We start from the raw sequence: 17,253 nt of genomic DNA on the forward strand, positions 1-17,253 counted from the left end.
TAAATACAAAAAAATTAAATCTTAGATAATAAGTGCTAAGCCAAAATGGAGAAATAAAGACCGATGAGTGGAGTGATAAACATATTTGCTCAGCTGATTCCATAGTCTAAGCTTAGCATTTTGCAGTAAAATCAAATTTGTATTATTTATAGTAGCACTGTTATAATATAAATGCTTTATAAATCTAAATAAGAAGGGAACTACAAAATGTTAAACCTCGAGTTAAGAAATATAGCTATTATTGCTCATGTTGACCATGGAAAGACTACTCTTGTTGATAAACTACTTAAGCAAAGTGGTTATTTTAGAAGTAACCAGGATATACCTGATAGAATTATGGATAGTAATGACCTAGAACGTGAAAGAGGTATTACAATCCTAGCTAAAAACACTAGCATTATATATAACGATATAAAAATAAATATTGTTGATACACCAGGTCACGCAGATTTCGGTGGTGAAGTTGAACGAATCGTAAAAATGGTCGATGGTGTACTTTTATTAGTAGATGCCTATGAAGGACCTATGCCCCAAACGCGTTTTGTACTAAAAAAAGCTTTAGATGCTAATTTATCTCCAGTAGTAGTAATAAACAAGATTGACCGTTCTGATGCTAGGCCTGAAGAAGTCATTGATGAACTTTTGGATTTATTCATTGATCTTGAAGCAGATGAAGATCAGCTAGATTTCCCAGTTGTCTTTGCATCTGCAAAGGCTGGATATGCCAAGCTTGATATAGACGCTGAACCTATGGATTTAAAACCTCTTTTAGATACTATTATAGATAATATCCCTGCTCCTACAGGTGATTCTAATGGTAACCTTCAAGCAATAATATCTTCTATAGATTATGATCCTTATGTTGGTCGTATTGGAGTAGGTAAAATCAATAGAGGTAGTATAGAAAAAAATCAAGAAGCAGTCTTATGTAATACTGAAGATAAAGAACTAACAGTTAAAATTAATAACCTATATACCTATGAAGGATTAAAGCGTAAAGAAGTACAAAACGCTTATACTGGTGATATAGTAGCAATATCAGGTATTGATAACATAAATATAGGAGATACTTTATGCTCAATAGATTTAGTTGATCCAGTATCTTTCGTGTCTATAGATGAACCAACTATTTCTATGAATTTTATAGTAAATGATAGTCCAATGGCTGGAAATGAAGGCACATATGTTACTAGTAGACATTTAAAAGACCGTCTAATGCGAGAGCTTTTATCCAATGTCTCTTTAAAAGTAGAAGAGATTAGTCCTGAAAGCTTTAAGGTGTCCGGACGTGGTGAACTGCATCTGTCTATTTTAATAGAAACAATGCGTCGAGAAGGTTATGAATTTGCAGTAACTAGACCAGAGGTTATTATGAAAAAAGAAGATGATCTTTTACTAGAACCTCTTGAAAGGCTATTTATTGAAGTGCCTGAAGAATATTCGGGGACTGTAATAGAAAGCGTAGGTAAACGCAAAGGTGAGCTTATGGCTATGCAAAATACGATTGGAAGTACTATTAAATTAGAGTTTTTAATACCCGCTAGGGGTTTAATTGGTTACAGATCCGATTTTTTAACAGAAACAAAAGGTAATGGCATAATGAATTATGTATTTGAGGGCTATGTACCACATAAAGGTGAAATCATTTCTAGAAACAAAGGGGCATTAGTTGCTTCGGAAGATGGTATTGCAATAGCTTATGGTCTTCATGGTGCACAAGAAAGGGGAAGCCTTTTTATTGAACCAGGTGTGCAAGTTTATGCCGGAATGATAGTGGGAGAAAACCTTAGAAGTGGTGACATAACTGTTAATGTATGTAAAAAGAAACAATTAACTAACACTCGGGCCGCTGGTGCTGATGATAGTTTGCGCTTAACTCCACCTATTATAATGTCATTAGAAAACTGTCTAGAATTTATAAATGATGATGAATTATTAGAGGTTACCCCCAAATCTCTCCGATTACGAAAAGTTATTTTAGATAAAACTATTCGCGAACGAACTGCAAAAAGACAAAAGATATCATAACTAAAACCGGCATTATTAAGCCGGTTTATTTTCTACCAATAACTCTATCTCGTCACCTATTTGGGTGTTAGTTTTTTGTATTGTGCCCGCTGGTAATTCTACAACCAATACACTTTTCTTTATAAGTGGGCTAATTTTTTGTGGTTTCATTTCATTAATAATATATAAAATCTCATTAGCTTCAGACAAAAAAAGAACATCAATATCAAAGCGCATTCCTATGGTATGAACCATATTACAAGGCTTTAAAACTAGACCTTCTCCTTCTTCCAAAGATTTTTTACCTAATAATCCTACTAACCTACTAAAAAAACTATCAGCATATACTGCAATTTTAGCTAAAAAATGTCCATTGGTTGCATTTATTATTTTAACAACTTTCTTTTTATTCATAATCCTATAAACTCTCAATTAACCGCATCAAATTTGCTATGCTTTTAGATATCGTAGCCCTAGGGTTAAGTTTTACAAGTGGTACTCCTTGATTAAGTGATGATATTACAAGTTTACCATCACTTGGTATTTCAGCATCTATTTTCATATCTAATACCTTTTCAACATCTCTAGGCTCTATACCTGCCACTCCTGATGATCTATTTAATATGAGTTTGGTTTTAGAAAGTAATTCTAATGGTTTGAGTAATTCTAAACCTTTTTTTACGTTTTTAATTGTTGGTAAATCAAGTGTTACTACTAATAAAATTGTATCAGCAGCTTCTAATGCAGCTAATGAATTTTCATCGATAAATGACGGCATATCAATAATAGTATAATGATGCATTTCTTTAAATAAATTAATAACATTACTAACACTATCGGGAGTAACTAGTTCTGCATATTCAGGTTTATTAGGTGCAGCTAAGATTTGCACCCCATTTCTCTCATATATATACTCTATCAAAAGCTCTTTACTTAATTTATCTTCCTGTACTAATTCTGAAATTGTTTTTCTAGGGTATATATTCATGATTACACTAACATCACCGAATTGAACATCAAGGTCAATAACCCCAACTTGTTCTTTATATTTTTGAGCTAATTCAACCGCTAAATTTGTACTAATTATACTCTTTCCTACTCCACCCTTAGCACCAAATACCGTTATCAACTTATTAATATCTTCATTAAGAGCACTAGTTATATTCTCTATTTCAACCTTTTCTTCTCTTGGGGGTGCAGTTGACAATCTTGCACGGTTAAACTCAGCTACGTTTTTAACCGTAGAAATAAGTTCATTAGGTGATATAGGTTTAATAAGGTATTCTTTGGCACCAGCAAGCATAGCCTGTTTAAAATTATGTTGCTCATCATTAACCGAAATCATAATAACACTTATTTGAGGATATTTAAAAGTAATTTGTTTTGTAGTTTCTATACCATCGATTGTAGGCATGTTTACATCCATTATTATAATTTCGGGTTCCATATTATCTATCTTATCAAGGACATCTTTTCCGTCCTTAGCTTCTCCCACAATATCAATAGAATCATCTAGTTCTAATAATTCTTTAAGACTAGCTCTCATATGTTCATTATCATCTGCGAGTAATAGCTTTATTTTCTTCATAGTGAAATTGCCTCCCAAAGTGGACTACACTAGATATTAAAATGAATATTATGTATTTTTTCAAAACTTCACTACTATAATATCACAACTCAAAATAATAAGTAGGTAGTTTTACCAGAAAAATAGAATTATTACAAATAGTATATTAAACAAAAATAAACACCCTACTTATTAAAAAGAAAAGCAGGGTTAGTTTTCATCAAATTATAAATTGTTAAATTAAAATCCATCAATAACTTCTACAAAAATATCATTCACAGCATCACCCAAAAAATTCAAAACACTAACAACTGCTAAAGCTATGAAGGCTAAAATAAAAGCATACTCTACCATTCCTTGTCCTTGTTCTTCATTGATAAATCTTTTTAACATTTCCAACATTTTTTCAACTCCTTTATTTTATAGATATATCCTACATTATTTACTTAAAGTGTTTCTATTAATTGAATTACTGCTGGTCCTAAAAGCACTATTAATATAGTTGGGAAAATAAATAATACTAGTGGTATTAATATTTTAATTGGTGCTTTTTGCGCTGCTTCTTCCGCTCTCATTCTTCGATTATTTCTCACTTGGTCTGCTTGTAGTTTCAAAACATTTCCTATACTAACTCCAAGCTGGTCTGCCTGAATAATCGAACCAATAAATGTTGATACATCATCAACTTCCACCCTATTAGCCATATCTCTTAACGCTTCTCTTCGCGGTTTACCAATATTTATTTCTTGTAAAACCTTTTCAAATTCCTTTTTTAAAGGACCACTAGTTTTTTCTACTACTTTTTGCATAGCACCATCAAAACCAAGTCCTGCTTCAACACTTACACTTAATAAATCCAAATTATCAGGGAGACTTTTAAGTATTTCTTTTTTCCTTTCTTTTTCCTTTGATCGCAAATACATTGAAGGTAAATAGATTCCTATCAACAGTAATAGAGCAATAGCAAATATACCCCCAATAATTACTCCTATTAGTAATGCTATAACTACAGATATAAACTTAAAAGCTATAAAACCTTCCACTGTTAATCCATTAGGATATCCGGCGTGCATTAACTGCTTTTCATATATCAGCTTTTTCTCTTGTGGAATAAAATTTTTAAAAACATTGGTTATAGACTCGGCAATAGGCTTAAACATTCTATCCTTTAATGGTTGATTTAGTTCAGGCGGAAAAAATTGATCGGCATCTTCTTCTACATAACTTTTCAATCTATCCATTGTAATTATTTTTTTATAATTAACATGGTACAATATGCCTATCACAATGCTAGAAACCATTATTGTTACTAATATAAGTATAAGTGCTTGCATAATAATCCCCCTGTCATTGACCTATATTTCAATATCAATCATTTTTCTTATCATAATAATCCCAACCACTTGGAAAAAGGCTGCTGCACCTATAATTACTAAACCCCTTGGGTCAGTAACTAAAACCATTAAATAATCGGGATTAATTGATAACATTGCTAGAATCAGCGCTACCGGAATTAAACCAATAATTATACCAGAAAGTCTTCCTTGAGCTGTTAGAACTTGCACTTCCCCTTTTATTCGCGCTCTTTCTCTAATAGTTGCCGCAATGTTATCAAGCACCTCTGCTAAGTTTCCTCCAACTTGCCTTTGAATCAATATACCTGTAACAACCATATTTAAATCATCACTTTGTACCCGCTTATCCATGTTTTGCAAAGATTCTTCATAGCTAACACCTAGATCCATTTCCCTTAATGTCCAGTTAAACTCAACTGAAATAGGATCGGGTAATTCTTTTCTAGCTGAATCCATTGCTTGTTGAAAGCCAAAACCAGCCCTTAAGGCATTAGACATAATAATTAGTGCATCTCCTAACTGTTGATTTATTTTTTGAATTCTAGCATTTTTTTTATAATTTAAATAAACCTTAGGAATAAACAAGCCAATTAAAAATAAAGAAAATGCAAACCAAAAGTTAGCAGTAATTAGCAATATCAGTAAAGGGATTACAAATATTAGTATAAGGCATATTGTTAGATACTCTTCACCTCTAAGTGGTATGCCTGCTCTCATTAGCTCAACTTGTATGTTTTGAGTATAGGAACGAGCTGCAAAAAGCTTAGAAACTCTTTCCAATAAAGCTAATAACAAAACTCTAGGTTCAGGAGATTTCTTAATGGGCTCTTTTTTTTCTTTTTCTACAAGTGATTCAAGTCGTTCCTGATAAATACTTTTACGAGTTACTACACTTACTATCCCCATTACTAGGCAACCAATCATAATAACAACTAAAATACTTATAAAACCTGCCATAAAAACACTTCCTCTAATTAGGCTAATTTATCTACATCAGGATTAAAGAAATCCATACTCAAGTTAATACCAGCTGCATTAAGCTGATCAACACATTTAGGTTTTATACCGGTAGGTCTATGCTTACCTCTAACCCTACCTTTTTCATCTATACCAGTTTTTTCAAATAAAAATATATCCTGAAGGGTAATTATATCTCCCTCCATACCTATAACCTCAGTTATATGAGTAATTTTTCTAGAACCATCTTGAAGACGGCTTTGATGAACAATTATATCAATAGCAGCAGCAATCTGTTCACGTATTGCTTTTACTGGTAGCTCTATACCTGCCATTAAAACCATAGTTTCAAGACGAGATATCATATCACGAGGTGAGTTGGAGTGACCAGTAGTTAATGAACCATCATGTCCGGTATTCATTGCCTGTAACATATCAAGTGCTTCACCACCACGAACCTCCCCTACTACCAGTCGGTCAGGGCGCATACGCAAAGAGTTACGAACTAAGTCCCTAATGTTAATTTCACCTTTATTGTCAATATTTGCAGGTCGTGTCTCTAACGATATTACGTGATCCTGATGAAGATCTAATTCTGCAGCATCCTCAATAGTAACTATTCGTTCATTTTTCGGAATAAATGATGAAATAATGTTTAGAGTACTAGTTTTACCTGCTCCTGTACCCCCTGATACTACTATATTTAATCTTCCTTCAACACAAGCCTCAAGAAATTTTGCCATAGAACTAGTCATGGTATTACCTCTAATTAGATCCTCAGCCTTTAAAAGCTTTGATGAAAACTTCCTTATAGTTAAAACACAGCCATTTAAAGCTAAGGGAGGAATTATTGCATTTACCCTTGATCCATCTGGAAGACGAGCATCAACCATTGGTGAACTTTCATCAATTCTTCTTCCTAAAGGTGATATTATTCTCTCAATGACTGTATATAAATGATCATTGTCTCTAAATATAACATTGGTTTTTTCAAGCTGACCATTTTTTTCTACATAGACATCTTTAGGCCCATTCACCATAACCTCAGAAATGGACTCATCCTTTAATAAAGGAGTTATAGGCCCAAACTCAAAAACTTCATTTAATACATGATCTATTATTTCCTCTTTTTCCTGTCTAGTAAAATGTCCTTGCTCTTTTTCTATACACAGTTCTGCTATTTTTTTTACTTCTTCCTCTGCTTTTTGACGATCTACCTCTTCATCCTTAATATTAAAAAAATCAGAATCAATATCATTTACTACTTCACGATGTATTTTATGAATTAAATCATAATGCTTTCTTATGCTAATTTCTTTTTTATTATTTTTTGATGATTGTTGTAAAGTAGTATTTTGATTTTGTAAGCGGCTTAAAAGTGACACATTCTCACCCCTTATTTAGTTTAATTATATCCTTCGACTATGGACATAAGGCTTTTAATATTTTTAGATATTTCTGCTTTAGGATTCATTCTTACAAATGGCACCCCTCGATTTAAGGAAGTAGTAACCAACTTACCATCACTAGCTATATCAGCCATAACTTCCATTTCTAATACTTTTTCAATTTCTACTGTGTCAATACCATTAGCACCCGTAGAACGATTAATAATTAATCTAGTTTTTGATAGTAATGATAAAGATTTAAGAATATCTATACTTTTTTTCATATTACTAATTGTTGGTAAATCTAGTGATACAACTAAAAGAATTAAATCTGAAGCCTCTAACGCAGCTAAGGTTTTATCATCTATAAATGAAGGAGTATCAATAAAAATATATTCGTGCATTTTTTTAAATAACTTAATAACCTGTTCAACTCCGTCTGGGGTTACCAAATCCGCAAATTCTGGTTTGTTAGGGGCAGCTAATAATTTTATTCTATTACTTTCATAAAGATATTCTTCTAATATCTCTTGAGTTAAATCCTCCTCTAGTACTAGTTCAGAAAATGTTTTTTTAGGGTTAACATTCAAAATTACACCTATATCACCAAATTGAATATCTAAGTCTATTAACCCTACTTTATTTTTATATTTTTGGGCTAGTGCTACAGCTAAATTAGAACAAACTATGCTTTTGCCTACCCCACCCTTAGTTCCAAATACACTTATCACCTTAGGATTTTCAATTTCTATATCAGGACTATTTAAATCTTCCTTACTATCTAAAAAGTCATTTTCTTGTTCCTCGATGTTATTTTCTAAAACACCATTAGTAGACTCTTCACTAATTTCAACCTCAGTAGAAAGCGAATTAGTTTCCTCCTCACGTTTGCCATTTAATCCGGTAATGTTTTTCACAGCAGATATTATACTGCTTTTAGAAATAGGATTTTTAAAATATCCCTTTTCTTCTTTAGTAGCAACATTTTCTTCAACTTGATTATCAGCATATATATGTTTGTTTTGTGGAATATTTTCCACAGTGTAATCAGGTATAGTCTTAATTGCTTCTTGGGTAGAGTTTGTAGGGGCATCCTTAGAAACACTTAATTCATCATCAAGTTGATTTATATCTACTCCTAGTCTTTTACGACTAAATGTTGCAACTGTTTTAATAGCCCTAATTAAATCATTTGGTACTATCGGCTTAATCAGATATTCTTTAGCCCCTGCCTGCATGGCCTCTTTAAAGTAGTGTCTTTCATCATTTATGGAGATTAATATAATGTTTATATCAGAATAATACTGACTAATTAATCGAGTAGCTTCTAAGCCATCAATAACAGGCATGCCCACATCCATTACAATTACCTCTGGCTTTATAACCTTTATTGTTTCTAAAACTTCCTTACCATCTTGGGCTTCACCGATAACACGGATAGCATTATCTGATTGAAGCATTTCTTTAATAACAAATCTCATATACTCATTGTCATCAGCTAGTAATAATGTTATTTTTTCCATTTTAAAAATGCCCTCCCAAATGAATCACTACCTTAACTACTAGTTTAATAATTCTTCTAATTCAAATGCCGGTAAGGTTACTGTTGAATCATCAACTGGTGAACGTAGTAATAATCTTAAACTTCCTCTTTCAGACGCTATTACAAGTTGCTGGGCATCTGTAGGTAAAACTGCTAATGTAATAGTTTCCTCAGAGCCCTGAGAACCATCAATGCCTGTAGCTAAAACTTCAATATCCTGTAATGTAAAAACACTATAAGTAGTAGGTTCTATATCTACTGTAGCTAATATATCTACACTGTCTCCTGGTCTAATAAAACCAGATACACCACTAATACTATTTATAGGGATGGAAACAGCACGCTTAGATTCCGGAACTGTATAGGAAAGTCTATCTACCTTGTCTGTAGATGATAAAAGCTTACCACTAAGCACATGCTCTCCAGTAAATATGTCATTTACTGCTATCATTCCTACAACTGAATCTTTATCTGCAACTACATCGGAATGAGTAAATTTAGCTGGCACCTGCTCTACAGTGACTTGTGAGCTGTTTATTACTGTATCCTTTTCGATGTTTTCTACAGCTGTTACTACATCTATTAAATCATCTGGTTCATAACGCACCTTTACTTCTTGAATATATTGATAAGTTAGAATTGCGGCTAAAAATCCGCACACAGCTGCAATTATCCAATATTTTTTCGATCCTTTTAACAACTTGTTTCCCTCCCTTTATTTATAAAGCTCAACTCCATATAGTCCAAAATCCAATCCATTAGGATCTATATCTCCAAGTGTTACATAATCTATAAAAGTCCCTCTTATTTCCTTAGGTCCATGATGATATTGTTCAACAAAAAACGCGGCAAAGCTTAAAACTCTAACTTTTTCAACTTGCCCTGAGGAATTAACTTGCTGTATATCAACTACAGGAACAATCATAATACGTGAACAGCCAGGTTTATGTGATTCGGGTGTACATCCATGATTACAATCAGCAACTAAAGTTTCCACACTTTTCATTGTTGACATATTTACTCCTCGTTCTCCATCTATAACATCAGCAACCTCTATTGTTCCTGGATATCCCTCTTCAATATTTTGTTTAATTACTGAAGTTCCCGTTCCACCTAGTTCTAATAAATAACACCATGAACCTTCACTCGCATTATCAGGCCTTAAAACTGTGGGTTCTCCTTTTTGAATATTAGACCATAATACACCAAAGGGTCTAATACCAGCTGTTCCTACCAAGGGTCCTGTTCTCGCTGTTGCTGTAGCTGGAACTTCAGCAGAATCATAGCCTAATACCCTTGCAAATAGCAGATTAACATCTCGATTTGCTGTCCCTGTAATTTTTTCATCTCCATCTAACTCAAATGTAAATTCACCATCAGATAACCCATTACTACGTGCATAGTTTTCTGCAACTTGCAGAGCACTAGATGTATTATTGGGGAGTTCTTGTGCTCCCGCTAGTACGGCACTATCCAAAGCATTTACTAATTTAGCCCGATTAACATATAGTAACCCTGCATCAGTTACTAATGCAGCAAAGCCACAAAAAGTCATCATAGCTGCAGCAACCAACACCAACACTGTACCCTTTTCTTCTTTTACTAGTCTTAAAAAAATGCTCTTCACTTTATACACCTCACTCTAACGCTCTACTCGCATAGTATAGTTTGCTGATAGTGGAAAAGGATTAGGTAATACCCCAGAAATAAATGGCATTATAATAGGAACTGTATAATCTACATTAACTTCTAATGCTTCCCCTTTGCTTCTCTGAGAATAGGTAGGAGTTATAGTTATGGTCACGTTTTCTTCATCTAACCAAGTAATGTTTTCATATATAAGCTCTTCTATTTGGGTATCGTTATTACCAACAACACCATGCCTTACTCCATCACGAGCTAAGTTGTTTATAACCATTAAAGAGCCAAATATTCTGCCAAACTCAAAAATACCCATAAAGAATAACAACAATATGGGTATAACTAATGCCATTTCTACTAAAGCCTGACCTTCTTCTCTTTTTGTAAATTTTTTTCTTATCTTTTGTATCATTTTACCACCAGCCTTTAAAAAAGGTTGCTAGTACACCTAACCCTATAACTACACCGTAGGGAAAGTAAATTCTATTTTGTTCTTCCCCATTTATATCTGTTATTTTGGCAACACCAGCACGAGCTAAAATAGCTCCTCGATAGATTCTATTTAATGTTTCCTTCAATCGATTTTTAAAGAGTAATAGTATGATAGCTACTACTCCACCAAATAATGCAGTCCATAAAAATACGTTAAAAGCAAAAACACTACCCATTATAGCTCCTATCATGCCTAAAAGCTTTACATCACCAGCCCCCATACCACCCATAGCAAAGGGCAAAAACATTAAAACAATACCCGCCGCAAATCCTTTTAGGCAAAACAGGAACCCAGCTAAGCCATCTGTATATATATGAAAAGACAACGCAAAAACCAAACCAATAACTATTAACCAGTTAGGTATACGTCGTTCTTTAATATCAAAAATCATCGCTATTATAACTAAAGCTGCTAATACATAAATCAGCATCATCATTCCCCCAAAAGAGAAAAATAAAGCCCTACTTTAGGTGAAGCAGGGCAAGAACATAATTTAACTCTATTCTCCTTCTCCTGATAAAGTTTCTGCTACTCCAGTAAATGTGTCTAAGACTCCATCACCAATCAATTCTAGTGCTCCAATAGCAACTATCGCTACCAACGCCAAAATCAACCCATACTCAACCATACCCTGACCTTCTTCTTCTTTAAATAATCTTTTAATTATTTCCAACATTTTGTCGCCTCCTCAAAATAAATGGTATTTTTTATCTTGATTTAATGATAATTGTAAATAGATGAAAAAACTATCAACTAGAAGTTTCATTTTTTAACCCAAAATAGTCTCTATTAACACAAAGGAACATGGTCCTGTATTGTTAAACAATACAGGACCATGTTCCTTTGTGTTGTTTTATTATTAATCTTGTACTGAAAGGAAATTTGGTAGTTTGCACTATAAGTAAACTACTTTACTAAAAATCAAAATCCGATGATTTAAAACCTTGTCCAAACACTTCAGAAGATTCACTTATAATCATAAATGCTTCATCATCAACTTGTAAAACCATTTCTTTTAAACGGGGTAGTTGGCTCCTACCTATAGTCACCATTATAATATGTTTTTGGTCTCCTGTGTAAGCTCCACTTCCAGAAATGTATGTACAGCCTCGATTGATATTTTTAATTATTGTATTAGCAATATATTCATATTGTTCAGAAATAATAAAAACTGTTTTGGATTTTGCTGGACCTGCCTCAACCGAATCTATTACTTTTGAGGTGACTAAAATTGATATAGCTGAAAAAAGGGTTAGCTCTAGACTAGCAGTAAATAAGAAAAGTAATATAACTAATAGATTAGTTACAAAAAAAGTATCACCTATAGCATAACCTCTAAAGCGTTTAAATAGTACAGCTATAATTTCTAAGCCACCTAAGGAGCCTTTGCTACGAAAAGCTAATCCGATACCTAAACCTGCTAATGCACCTCCAAAAATAGAAGCTAGAAAAAGGTCGGTTATGTTAAAGCTAAAGGGTTCGGTTAGCGGTAAGAACAATGATAAAGATAAAGTTCCAATAAGACTATATAATGCAAATCGCCTACTTACATATTTATATCCAGCAATAAAAATAGGTACATTCAGGATTATATACCCTAACCATACACTTAATCCGGTTATATATTGAAGTATAATAGCTACTCCTGATATACCTCCGGTTAATAATCCTGCAGGTATTATTATGGTTTGAATAGCTACTGCTAATAATAAAGCACCAGCTATTATTAGCAATATGTCTTGCCAATATATTCTTTCTATATATACTCTACTTTTTATAATTGTTGTTATCTCCTTTCTATAAAAGTACAACAATTATAAATAGTATTTTAAAAAACTTATATTTTTACACCGTTAATTTGTCTATTTATCGTTTTTTTGTGCGTGCTCCCCTAATTCCTGCAGTAGTTTATTCATTTTATTTTCTAAATTCTCTAGTCGCTTGTAATTTTTGCTCAACCTTACCTTTTGTTTTTCAATAAACAATGGATCTGCTTTTTTAGCCTTTAGTTTTTCTATATTTTCTAAAGCAACAGGAATATTATATTGCTTTAAATCTTCTATTTTTTTATGTGTTTGTCTTAACACTTCCAGTTTTTCTTCTTTGTTCATTTATATCACCTCGATAATTATAACATTTAGTTAAAAAACTAATTCTATAGTTATATTGTTTTTCTTATCAATAGGTTTTATATTAGATAAAGCATTTTATTATTAAAAATTTACCATAACTACTTAGCATTTGCTATTAGTTTTAGATTTTCTAAACCATGAAAGTTATGCTTTAATCGTAAAATGTAAATTTATTTACATAATATAAGGTGTTAATATGAGGTTTAAAGGTGATTTGGAAAAAGATAATATAGGAAAACTTCTACTTACATTATCCTTACCAGCAATGATAGGTATGACAGTTAATGCATTATATAATGTTGTGGACACCTTTTGGGTAGGAAAGTTAGGTCCTGAAGCTATAGCTGCATTAACTATTGTTTTCCCCATCCAAATGATTATGGTAGCAATCGCTTCTGGTACTGGTATAGGGCTTACTTCATTAATCTCGCGCCGTTTAGGTGAAGGTAGAAAAAATGATGCTAGTAACATTGCAGAACACGGAATTTTATTGATTATTATATATGGATTGATTATACCTATTTTAGCAATACCTAACGCAGAAAATTTAGTAATATTTTTTGGCGCCACTCCAGAATTAATAGAACTTGCTTCAGATTATGTTGCAATTGTTTTAGCAGGTAGTGTTTTTCTTTTTTTTGCTATAATGTCAGGCTCTATGATACAAGCAGAGGGTAATGCAGGAACACCTATGAAATCAATGGTAGTTGGTGCAACAACCAATATGATTTTAGATCCTTTTTTAATTTTTGGTATAGGTCCCTTTCCTGCTTTAGGTGTGCAAGGTGCAGCTACTGCCACTATTATTAGTCAATTCATAGCATGTTCAGTTAACTTTAAATATTTATTCTTTAATGAAAGCCATGTTAGGCCAGCATTACTAACCCTTAGGTTAAATCCATACATTATATTAGATATATATAAGGTTGGTTTCCCTTCAATGGTAATGCAAATAATGAATAGCGTAATTGTCGTAATACTAAATTGGATACTTGGTGCTTATGGTTTTATTGCTATAGGTGCAATGGGTATATTTTTTAGAGTACAAGCATTAATTTTTATGCCTATAATGGGATTAGTTCAAGGTTTTCTCCCTATTGTCGGGTATGCCTACGGTGCAAAAAGACTAGATCGAATGAAGCAAGCTATCAAAAAAGCTTCCACTGTAGCTTTCATTATTATGACTATAGGTTTTTTAGCATTTCAATTAATACCTGAAACTTTAGTTACTATTTTTAATGATGATCCCAATTTAGTAGATATTGGGGTTGAATGCATGCACTATATTAGTATTTTGTTACCATTAGTTGGTCCAGCAATAATTTTATCAAGTACATTCCAAGCTGTAGGTAAAGGATTTACTGCTATGTGGCTTTCTCTTTTAAGACAGGTAGTACTCTTAATACCATTTCTATTTATATTACCAAATTACTTTGGATTAAAAGGTGTGTGGATATCATTTCCGGCATCAGATATAATTTCAATAGCAGTAACTGTACTAGTAATATATCTTTTCCTAAATAAATTAGAAACTAAAGGTTTTGAAAAAGTCCAAAACACAAAAACTATTACAGTACCTAAACGTTGATCACATAAACAAACGATAAATTTAAAAATATAAAGGGGTATTCCATGAGTAAAATAGAATTTATTGCAACTGCTGCATTTGGATTAGAATCAATAGTAGCTCTTGAACTTAAAGAACTCGGCTATAATGATACAATAGTCGAAAATGGAAAGGTTACCTTTACTGCAAATAAAGATGCTATCGCTCGTTGTAATCTATGGCTTCGATCTGCTGATAGGTTACTAATCAAAATAGGAGAATTCAAAGCAACCTCTTTTGATGAACTATTTGAAAAAAACCGAAAACTACCATGGTCTGATTGGATTCCGGAAAACGCCAAATTTCCAGTAGAGGGTAAATCTATTCAATCTCAGTTGTTTAGTGTTTCAGATTGTCAAGCTATAGTTAAAAAATCTATAGTAGAAAAGATGAAAGAAAAATATAAACGAAAGTGGTTTAAAGAAAACGGACCTGTTTATAAAGTCCAAGTAGCACTATTAAAAGATGTGGTTACATTAACTATAGATACTAGTGGGATGGGACTTCATAAAAGAGGTTATAGAAAGCTTTCAGCAGAAGCACCTTTAAAAGAAACACTAGCAGCAGCCTTGGTTAGAATTAGCCGTTGGAAGCCAGATAGAGCATTAATTGATCCATTTTGCGGTTCTGGCACTATTCCTATTGAAGCTGCAATGATAGGCCGAAATATAGCACCTGGAATTAATCGGACATTTGCTGCTGAATCCTGGAACCAAATACCTTTAAAAATATGGAAAACTGCCCGAGAAGAAGCAAAAGACTCAATAGATAATTCACAGCCACTAGGCATCCTAGGTTTTGATATAAATAAATCAGTATTAGATTTGGCTCGATACCACGCACAACAAGTTGGCCTTAAAAATGTTTTAACTTTTCAACATCAATCAGTTAATGATCTAAAATCTAAATATAATTATGGATATATAATTAGTAACCCTCCTTATGGGGAAAGACTTTCAGAAAAGAAGGATGTTGAAAAAACTTATGCACAAATGGGTAAGGTTTTTGAAAGTTTAGAAACATGGTCATACTATATTCTTACAGCACATGAAGGTTTTGAAAAACATTTTAGAAGAAAGGCAAATAAGAAAAGAAAGCTTTATAATGGTAGAATACAATGCTACTATTATCAATTTTATGGACCTAAACCTACTGTATTAAAAGGGCCTTTTGCTAAAAAAGACTAAAGTTTATTTAATAATATGGTTCTGCTAAAAAATTTAACTATACTTTTTGCAGCAGAACCATAATCAAATTTTTTCTCCTCAATTTGCATATCAATAATTTAACAATTCTTAAATTTTATCTCCAAACTTATAGAAATCTTCTTTTATAGCCATACTAATAAACAAATTATAAATATATTAATTTAAATATCACTTAATTATTTATTCCTAAGGAATAAGGTTATACAACAAGGCATAAAATAATTTGACCAGTATTGTGGAGGTAAAAATATGATTTCAGTTATACTTGCTGGTGGCAAGGGTCTTAGATTATGGCCTGAAAGTCGACAAGTTCGACCTAAGCAGCTTTGTAAATTTATTGATAATCGTTCTATGTTAGACCATACAATTGACAGATTAACATATGCTGGCTCTGACAAAATAATAATCATAACTAGTGAAGACCTTCAGGAGAGTATTGAAAGTGTAATAAATCAAAGACCCGATTCACACAAAATAGAAGTTTTAAGTGAACCGGAAGGTAGAAATACTGCTCCGGCTGTTGGTCTTGCCCTTTCAAAATATGCCACTATGACTGATGAAGTTATGGGTATATTTCCAGCCGATCATCATGTTATGGATTCTGATGGATTTAAAGACACACTACAAAAAGCAATTGAAGCTGCTAGAAAAGGCCATTTAGCTACTGTAGGAATATCACCAAATCGGCCAGAAACAGGTTATGGCTATATTGAAAAAACCAAGTGGGAAATTGGACAGATACCAGATGTATATGAAGTAAAATCCTTTTGTGAAAAACCCGATATTGAAACAGCTCAATCGTACCTATCAAACGGAAAACATCTATGGAATGCCGGTATATATATCGGCTTAGTTGACACTTTTGTTAAAGAATTTGAAAATCACCTACCTGATATCTATGGCAGATTTTCTTCTGGGTTAGATAATTATTTGCAATCCTATTCAAACTTACCAGATATAAGTATAGATTATGGGATAGCTGAAAAATGTAAGCGTATGGCCGTAGTTTCAGGAAATTTTGGTTGGTGTGATTTAGGCAGTTGGACCGCTTTAAGCGAATTATACGAACCGGATAATGATCAAAATATATGTACAGGTGAAGACATTATTGTTTTGAATAGCAAAAATTGTATAGTTAAGCAGCAGGAGAAAACAGTTGTATTATATGGGGTAAATGACCTTTTGTTAGTTGAAACAGATGATGTCATTTTTATATCAGATAAAAATAAATCTCAAGAGGTACGTTCCATTGTTAACAACCTTCAAGAACAAATGCGACACGACTTAATTTAAAATAGTCGTGTCTAAATTTTTTATTCCAATTTATAGGAGGCGATTTTTATTAAGAACATTTTT

18 protein-coding genes are annotated in these 17,253 nt (G+C 32.7%); 4 read left to right on the forward strand and 14 right to left on the reverse strand.

The features are described from left to right. The first annotated feature begins 207 nt into the window (after window positions 1-207). A complete protein-coding gene (typA, locus tag SYNTR_RS07470; RefSeq protein ID WP_156203923.1) occupies window positions 208-2,028 on the forward strand; it encodes a translational GTPase TypA in 1,821 nt (606 codons plus the stop codon). A 15-nt stretch (window positions 2,029-2,043) separates the two neighbouring features. Here the strand turns inward: typA and SYNTR_RS07475 are convergent, their stop codons facing one another. The 14 genes from SYNTR_RS07475 to SYNTR_RS07540 all read right to left on the reverse strand — a co-directional run bounded on the left by SYNTR_RS07475 (window position 2,044) and on the right by SYNTR_RS07540 (window position 13,062). Further along, complete coding sequence (locus SYNTR_RS07475; protein WP_156203924.1) at window positions 2,044-2,421, reverse strand: DUF192 domain-containing protein; 378 nt, start codon at window positions 2,419-2,421, stop codon at window positions 2,044-2,046. 4 nt (window positions 2,422-2,425) lie between these two features. Further along, the gene (locus tag SYNTR_RS07480) at window positions 2,426-3,595 is read right to left on the reverse strand and encodes a CpaE/TadZ family protein (protein WP_197079056.1); all 1,170 of its coding nucleotides are present in this window, start codon (window positions 3,593-3,595) and stop codon (window positions 2,426-2,428) included. 219 nt (window positions 3,596-3,814) lie between these two features. Beyond that, on the reverse strand, window positions 3,815-3,976 hold the full coding sequence (locus SYNTR_RS07485) for a Flp family type IVb pilin (RefSeq protein WP_156203925.1): 162 nt from the start codon (window positions 3,974-3,976) through the stop codon (window positions 3,815-3,817). A 44-nt stretch (window positions 3,977-4,020) separates the two neighbouring features. Further along, window positions 4,021-4,908 carry a type II secretion system F family protein gene (locus tag SYNTR_RS07490; protein ID WP_156203926.1) on the reverse strand — a complete coding sequence of 296 codons (888 nt, stop codon included), beginning with the start codon at window positions 4,906-4,908 and terminating at the stop codon, window positions 4,021-4,023. Window positions 4,909-4,929: 21 nt separating this feature from the next. Further along, entirely contained in the window at window positions 4,930-5,886 is a 957-nt protein-coding gene (locus SYNTR_RS07495; RefSeq protein WP_156203927.1) for a type II secretion system F family protein, read from the reverse strand. A 17-nt stretch (window positions 5,887-5,903) separates the two neighbouring features. Continuing rightward, window positions 5,904-7,271 carry a TadA family conjugal transfer-associated ATPase gene (locus SYNTR_RS07500; RefSeq protein ID WP_156203928.1) on the reverse strand — a complete coding sequence of 456 codons (1,368 nt, stop codon included), beginning with the start codon at window positions 7,269-7,271 and terminating at the stop codon, window positions 5,904-5,906. 20 nt (window positions 7,272-7,291) lie between these two features. Next, on the reverse strand, window positions 7,292-8,797 hold the full coding sequence (locus SYNTR_RS07505; protein WP_156203929.1) for a CpaE/TadZ family protein: 1,506 nt from the start codon (window positions 8,795-8,797) through the stop codon (window positions 7,292-7,294). A gap of 39 nt (window positions 8,798-8,836) precedes the next feature. Next, window positions 8,837-9,517 carry a Flp pilus assembly protein CpaB gene (cpaB, locus tag SYNTR_RS07510; RefSeq protein WP_156203930.1) on the reverse strand — a complete coding sequence of 227 codons (681 nt, stop codon included), beginning with the start codon at window positions 9,515-9,517 and terminating at the stop codon, window positions 8,837-8,839. Window positions 9,518-9,532: 15 nt separating this feature from the next. After that, window positions 9,533-10,444, reverse strand: coding sequence for a pilus assembly protein TadG-related protein (locus SYNTR_RS07515; protein ID WP_156203931.1), 912 nt, complete (start codon window positions 10,442-10,444; stop codon window positions 9,533-9,535). Window positions 10,445-10,459: 15 nt separating this feature from the next. Further along, window positions 10,460-10,870 (reverse strand): TadE/TadG family type IV pilus assembly protein, encoded by a 411-nt coding sequence (locus SYNTR_RS07520; protein ID WP_156203932.1) that lies wholly within the window; start codon window positions 10,868-10,870, stop codon window positions 10,460-10,462. A gap of 1 nt (window position 10,871) precedes the next feature. Beyond that, complete coding sequence (locus SYNTR_RS07525) at window positions 10,872-11,387, reverse strand: A24 family peptidase (protein WP_156203933.1); 516 nt, start codon at window positions 11,385-11,387, stop codon at window positions 10,872-10,874. A gap of 63 nt (window positions 11,388-11,450) precedes the next feature. Beyond that, window positions 11,451-11,627: a Flp family type IVb pilin gene (locus tag SYNTR_RS07530; RefSeq protein WP_156203934.1), complete on the reverse strand. Its 177-nt coding sequence runs from the start codon at window positions 11,625-11,627 to the stop codon at window positions 11,451-11,453. 238 nt (window positions 11,628-11,865) lie between these two features. Next, window positions 11,866-12,765, reverse strand: a complete 900-nt coding sequence (locus tag SYNTR_RS07535; protein ID WP_156203935.1) for a YitT family protein — start codon at window positions 12,763-12,765, stop codon at window positions 11,866-11,868. A 48-nt stretch (window positions 12,766-12,813) separates the two neighbouring features. Continuing rightward, on the reverse strand, window positions 12,814-13,062 hold the full coding sequence (locus SYNTR_RS07540) for a hypothetical protein (protein WP_156203936.1): 249 nt from the start codon (window positions 13,060-13,062) through the stop codon (window positions 12,814-12,816). Between the two features lie 217 nt (window positions 13,063-13,279). Between SYNTR_RS07540 and SYNTR_RS07545 the strand changes: the two genes are divergently transcribed. From SYNTR_RS07545 to SYNTR_RS07555, 3 genes are all read left to right on the forward strand, one after another. Then, window positions 13,280-14,671, forward strand: coding sequence for an MATE family efflux transporter (locus SYNTR_RS07545; protein ID WP_156203937.1), 1,392 nt, complete (start codon window positions 13,280-13,282; stop codon window positions 14,669-14,671). 44 nt (window positions 14,672-14,715) lie between these two features. Further along, window positions 14,716-15,876, forward strand: a complete 1,161-nt coding sequence (locus SYNTR_RS07550) for a THUMP domain-containing class I SAM-dependent RNA methyltransferase (RefSeq protein WP_156203938.1) — start codon at window positions 14,716-14,718, stop codon at window positions 15,874-15,876. Window positions 15,877-16,146: 270 nt separating this feature from the next. Beyond that, window positions 16,147-17,190, forward strand: coding sequence for a mannose-1-phosphate guanylyltransferase (locus SYNTR_RS07555; RefSeq protein ID WP_156203939.1), 1,044 nt, complete (start codon window positions 16,147-16,149; stop codon window positions 17,188-17,190). Window positions 17,191-17,253: the final 63 nt, after the last annotated feature.

Origin of the sequence: Candidatus Syntrophocurvum alkaliphilum (assembly GCF_009734445.1) — a bacterium.
GTDB lineage: Bacteria > Bacillota > Syntrophomonadia > Syntrophomonadales > Syntrophomonadaceae > Syntrophocurvum > Syntrophocurvum alkaliphilum.

Coding starts and splice junctions, on each gene's coding strand:
- SYNTR_RS07490 (WP_156203926.1), bottom strand. CDS start 4,908: ATGCAAGCACTTATACTTATATTAGTAACAATAATGGTTTCTAGCATT.
- SYNTR_RS07520 (WP_156203932.1), bottom strand. CDS start 10,870: ATGATACAAAAGATAAGAAAAAAATTTACAAAAAGAGAAGAAGGTCAG.
- SYNTR_RS07475 (WP_156203924.1), bottom strand. CDS start 2,421: ATGAATAAAAAGAAAGTTGTTAAAATAATAAATGCAACCAATGGACAT.
- SYNTR_RS07505 (WP_156203929.1), bottom strand. CDS start 8,797: ATGGAAAAAATAACATTATTACTAGCTGATGACAATGAGTATATGAGA.
- SYNTR_RS07495 (WP_156203927.1), bottom strand. CDS start 5,886: ATGGCAGGTTTTATAAGTATTTTAGTTGTTATTATGATTGGTTGCCTA.
- SYNTR_RS07555 (WP_156203939.1), top strand. CDS start 16,147: ATGATTTCAGTTATACTTGCTGGTGGCAAGGGTCTTAGATTATGGCCT.
- SYNTR_RS07480 (WP_197079056.1), bottom strand. CDS start 3,595: ATGAAGAAAATAAAGCTATTACTCGCAGATGATAATGAACATATGAGA.
- SYNTR_RS07525 (WP_156203933.1), bottom strand. CDS start 11,387: ATGATGATGCTGATTTATGTATTAGCAGCTTTAGTTATAATAGCGATG.
- typA (WP_156203923.1), top strand. CDS start 208: ATGTTAAACCTCGAGTTAAGAAATATAGCTATTATTGCTCATGTTGAC.
- SYNTR_RS07530 (WP_156203934.1), bottom strand. CDS start 11,627: ATGTTGGAAATAATTAAAAGATTATTTAAAGAAGAAGAAGGTCAGGGT.
- SYNTR_RS07545 (WP_156203937.1), top strand. CDS start 13,280: ATGAGGTTTAAAGGTGATTTGGAAAAAGATAATATAGGAAAACTTCTA.
- SYNTR_RS07550 (WP_156203938.1), top strand. CDS start 14,716: ATGAGTAAAATAGAATTTATTGCAACTGCTGCATTTGGATTAGAATCA.
- SYNTR_RS07540 (WP_156203936.1), bottom strand. CDS start 13,062: ATGAACAAAGAAGAAAAACTGGAAGTGTTAAGACAAACACATAAAAAA.
- SYNTR_RS07485 (WP_156203925.1), bottom strand. CDS start 3,976: ATGTTGGAAATGTTAAAAAGATTTATCAATGAAGAACAAGGACAAGGA.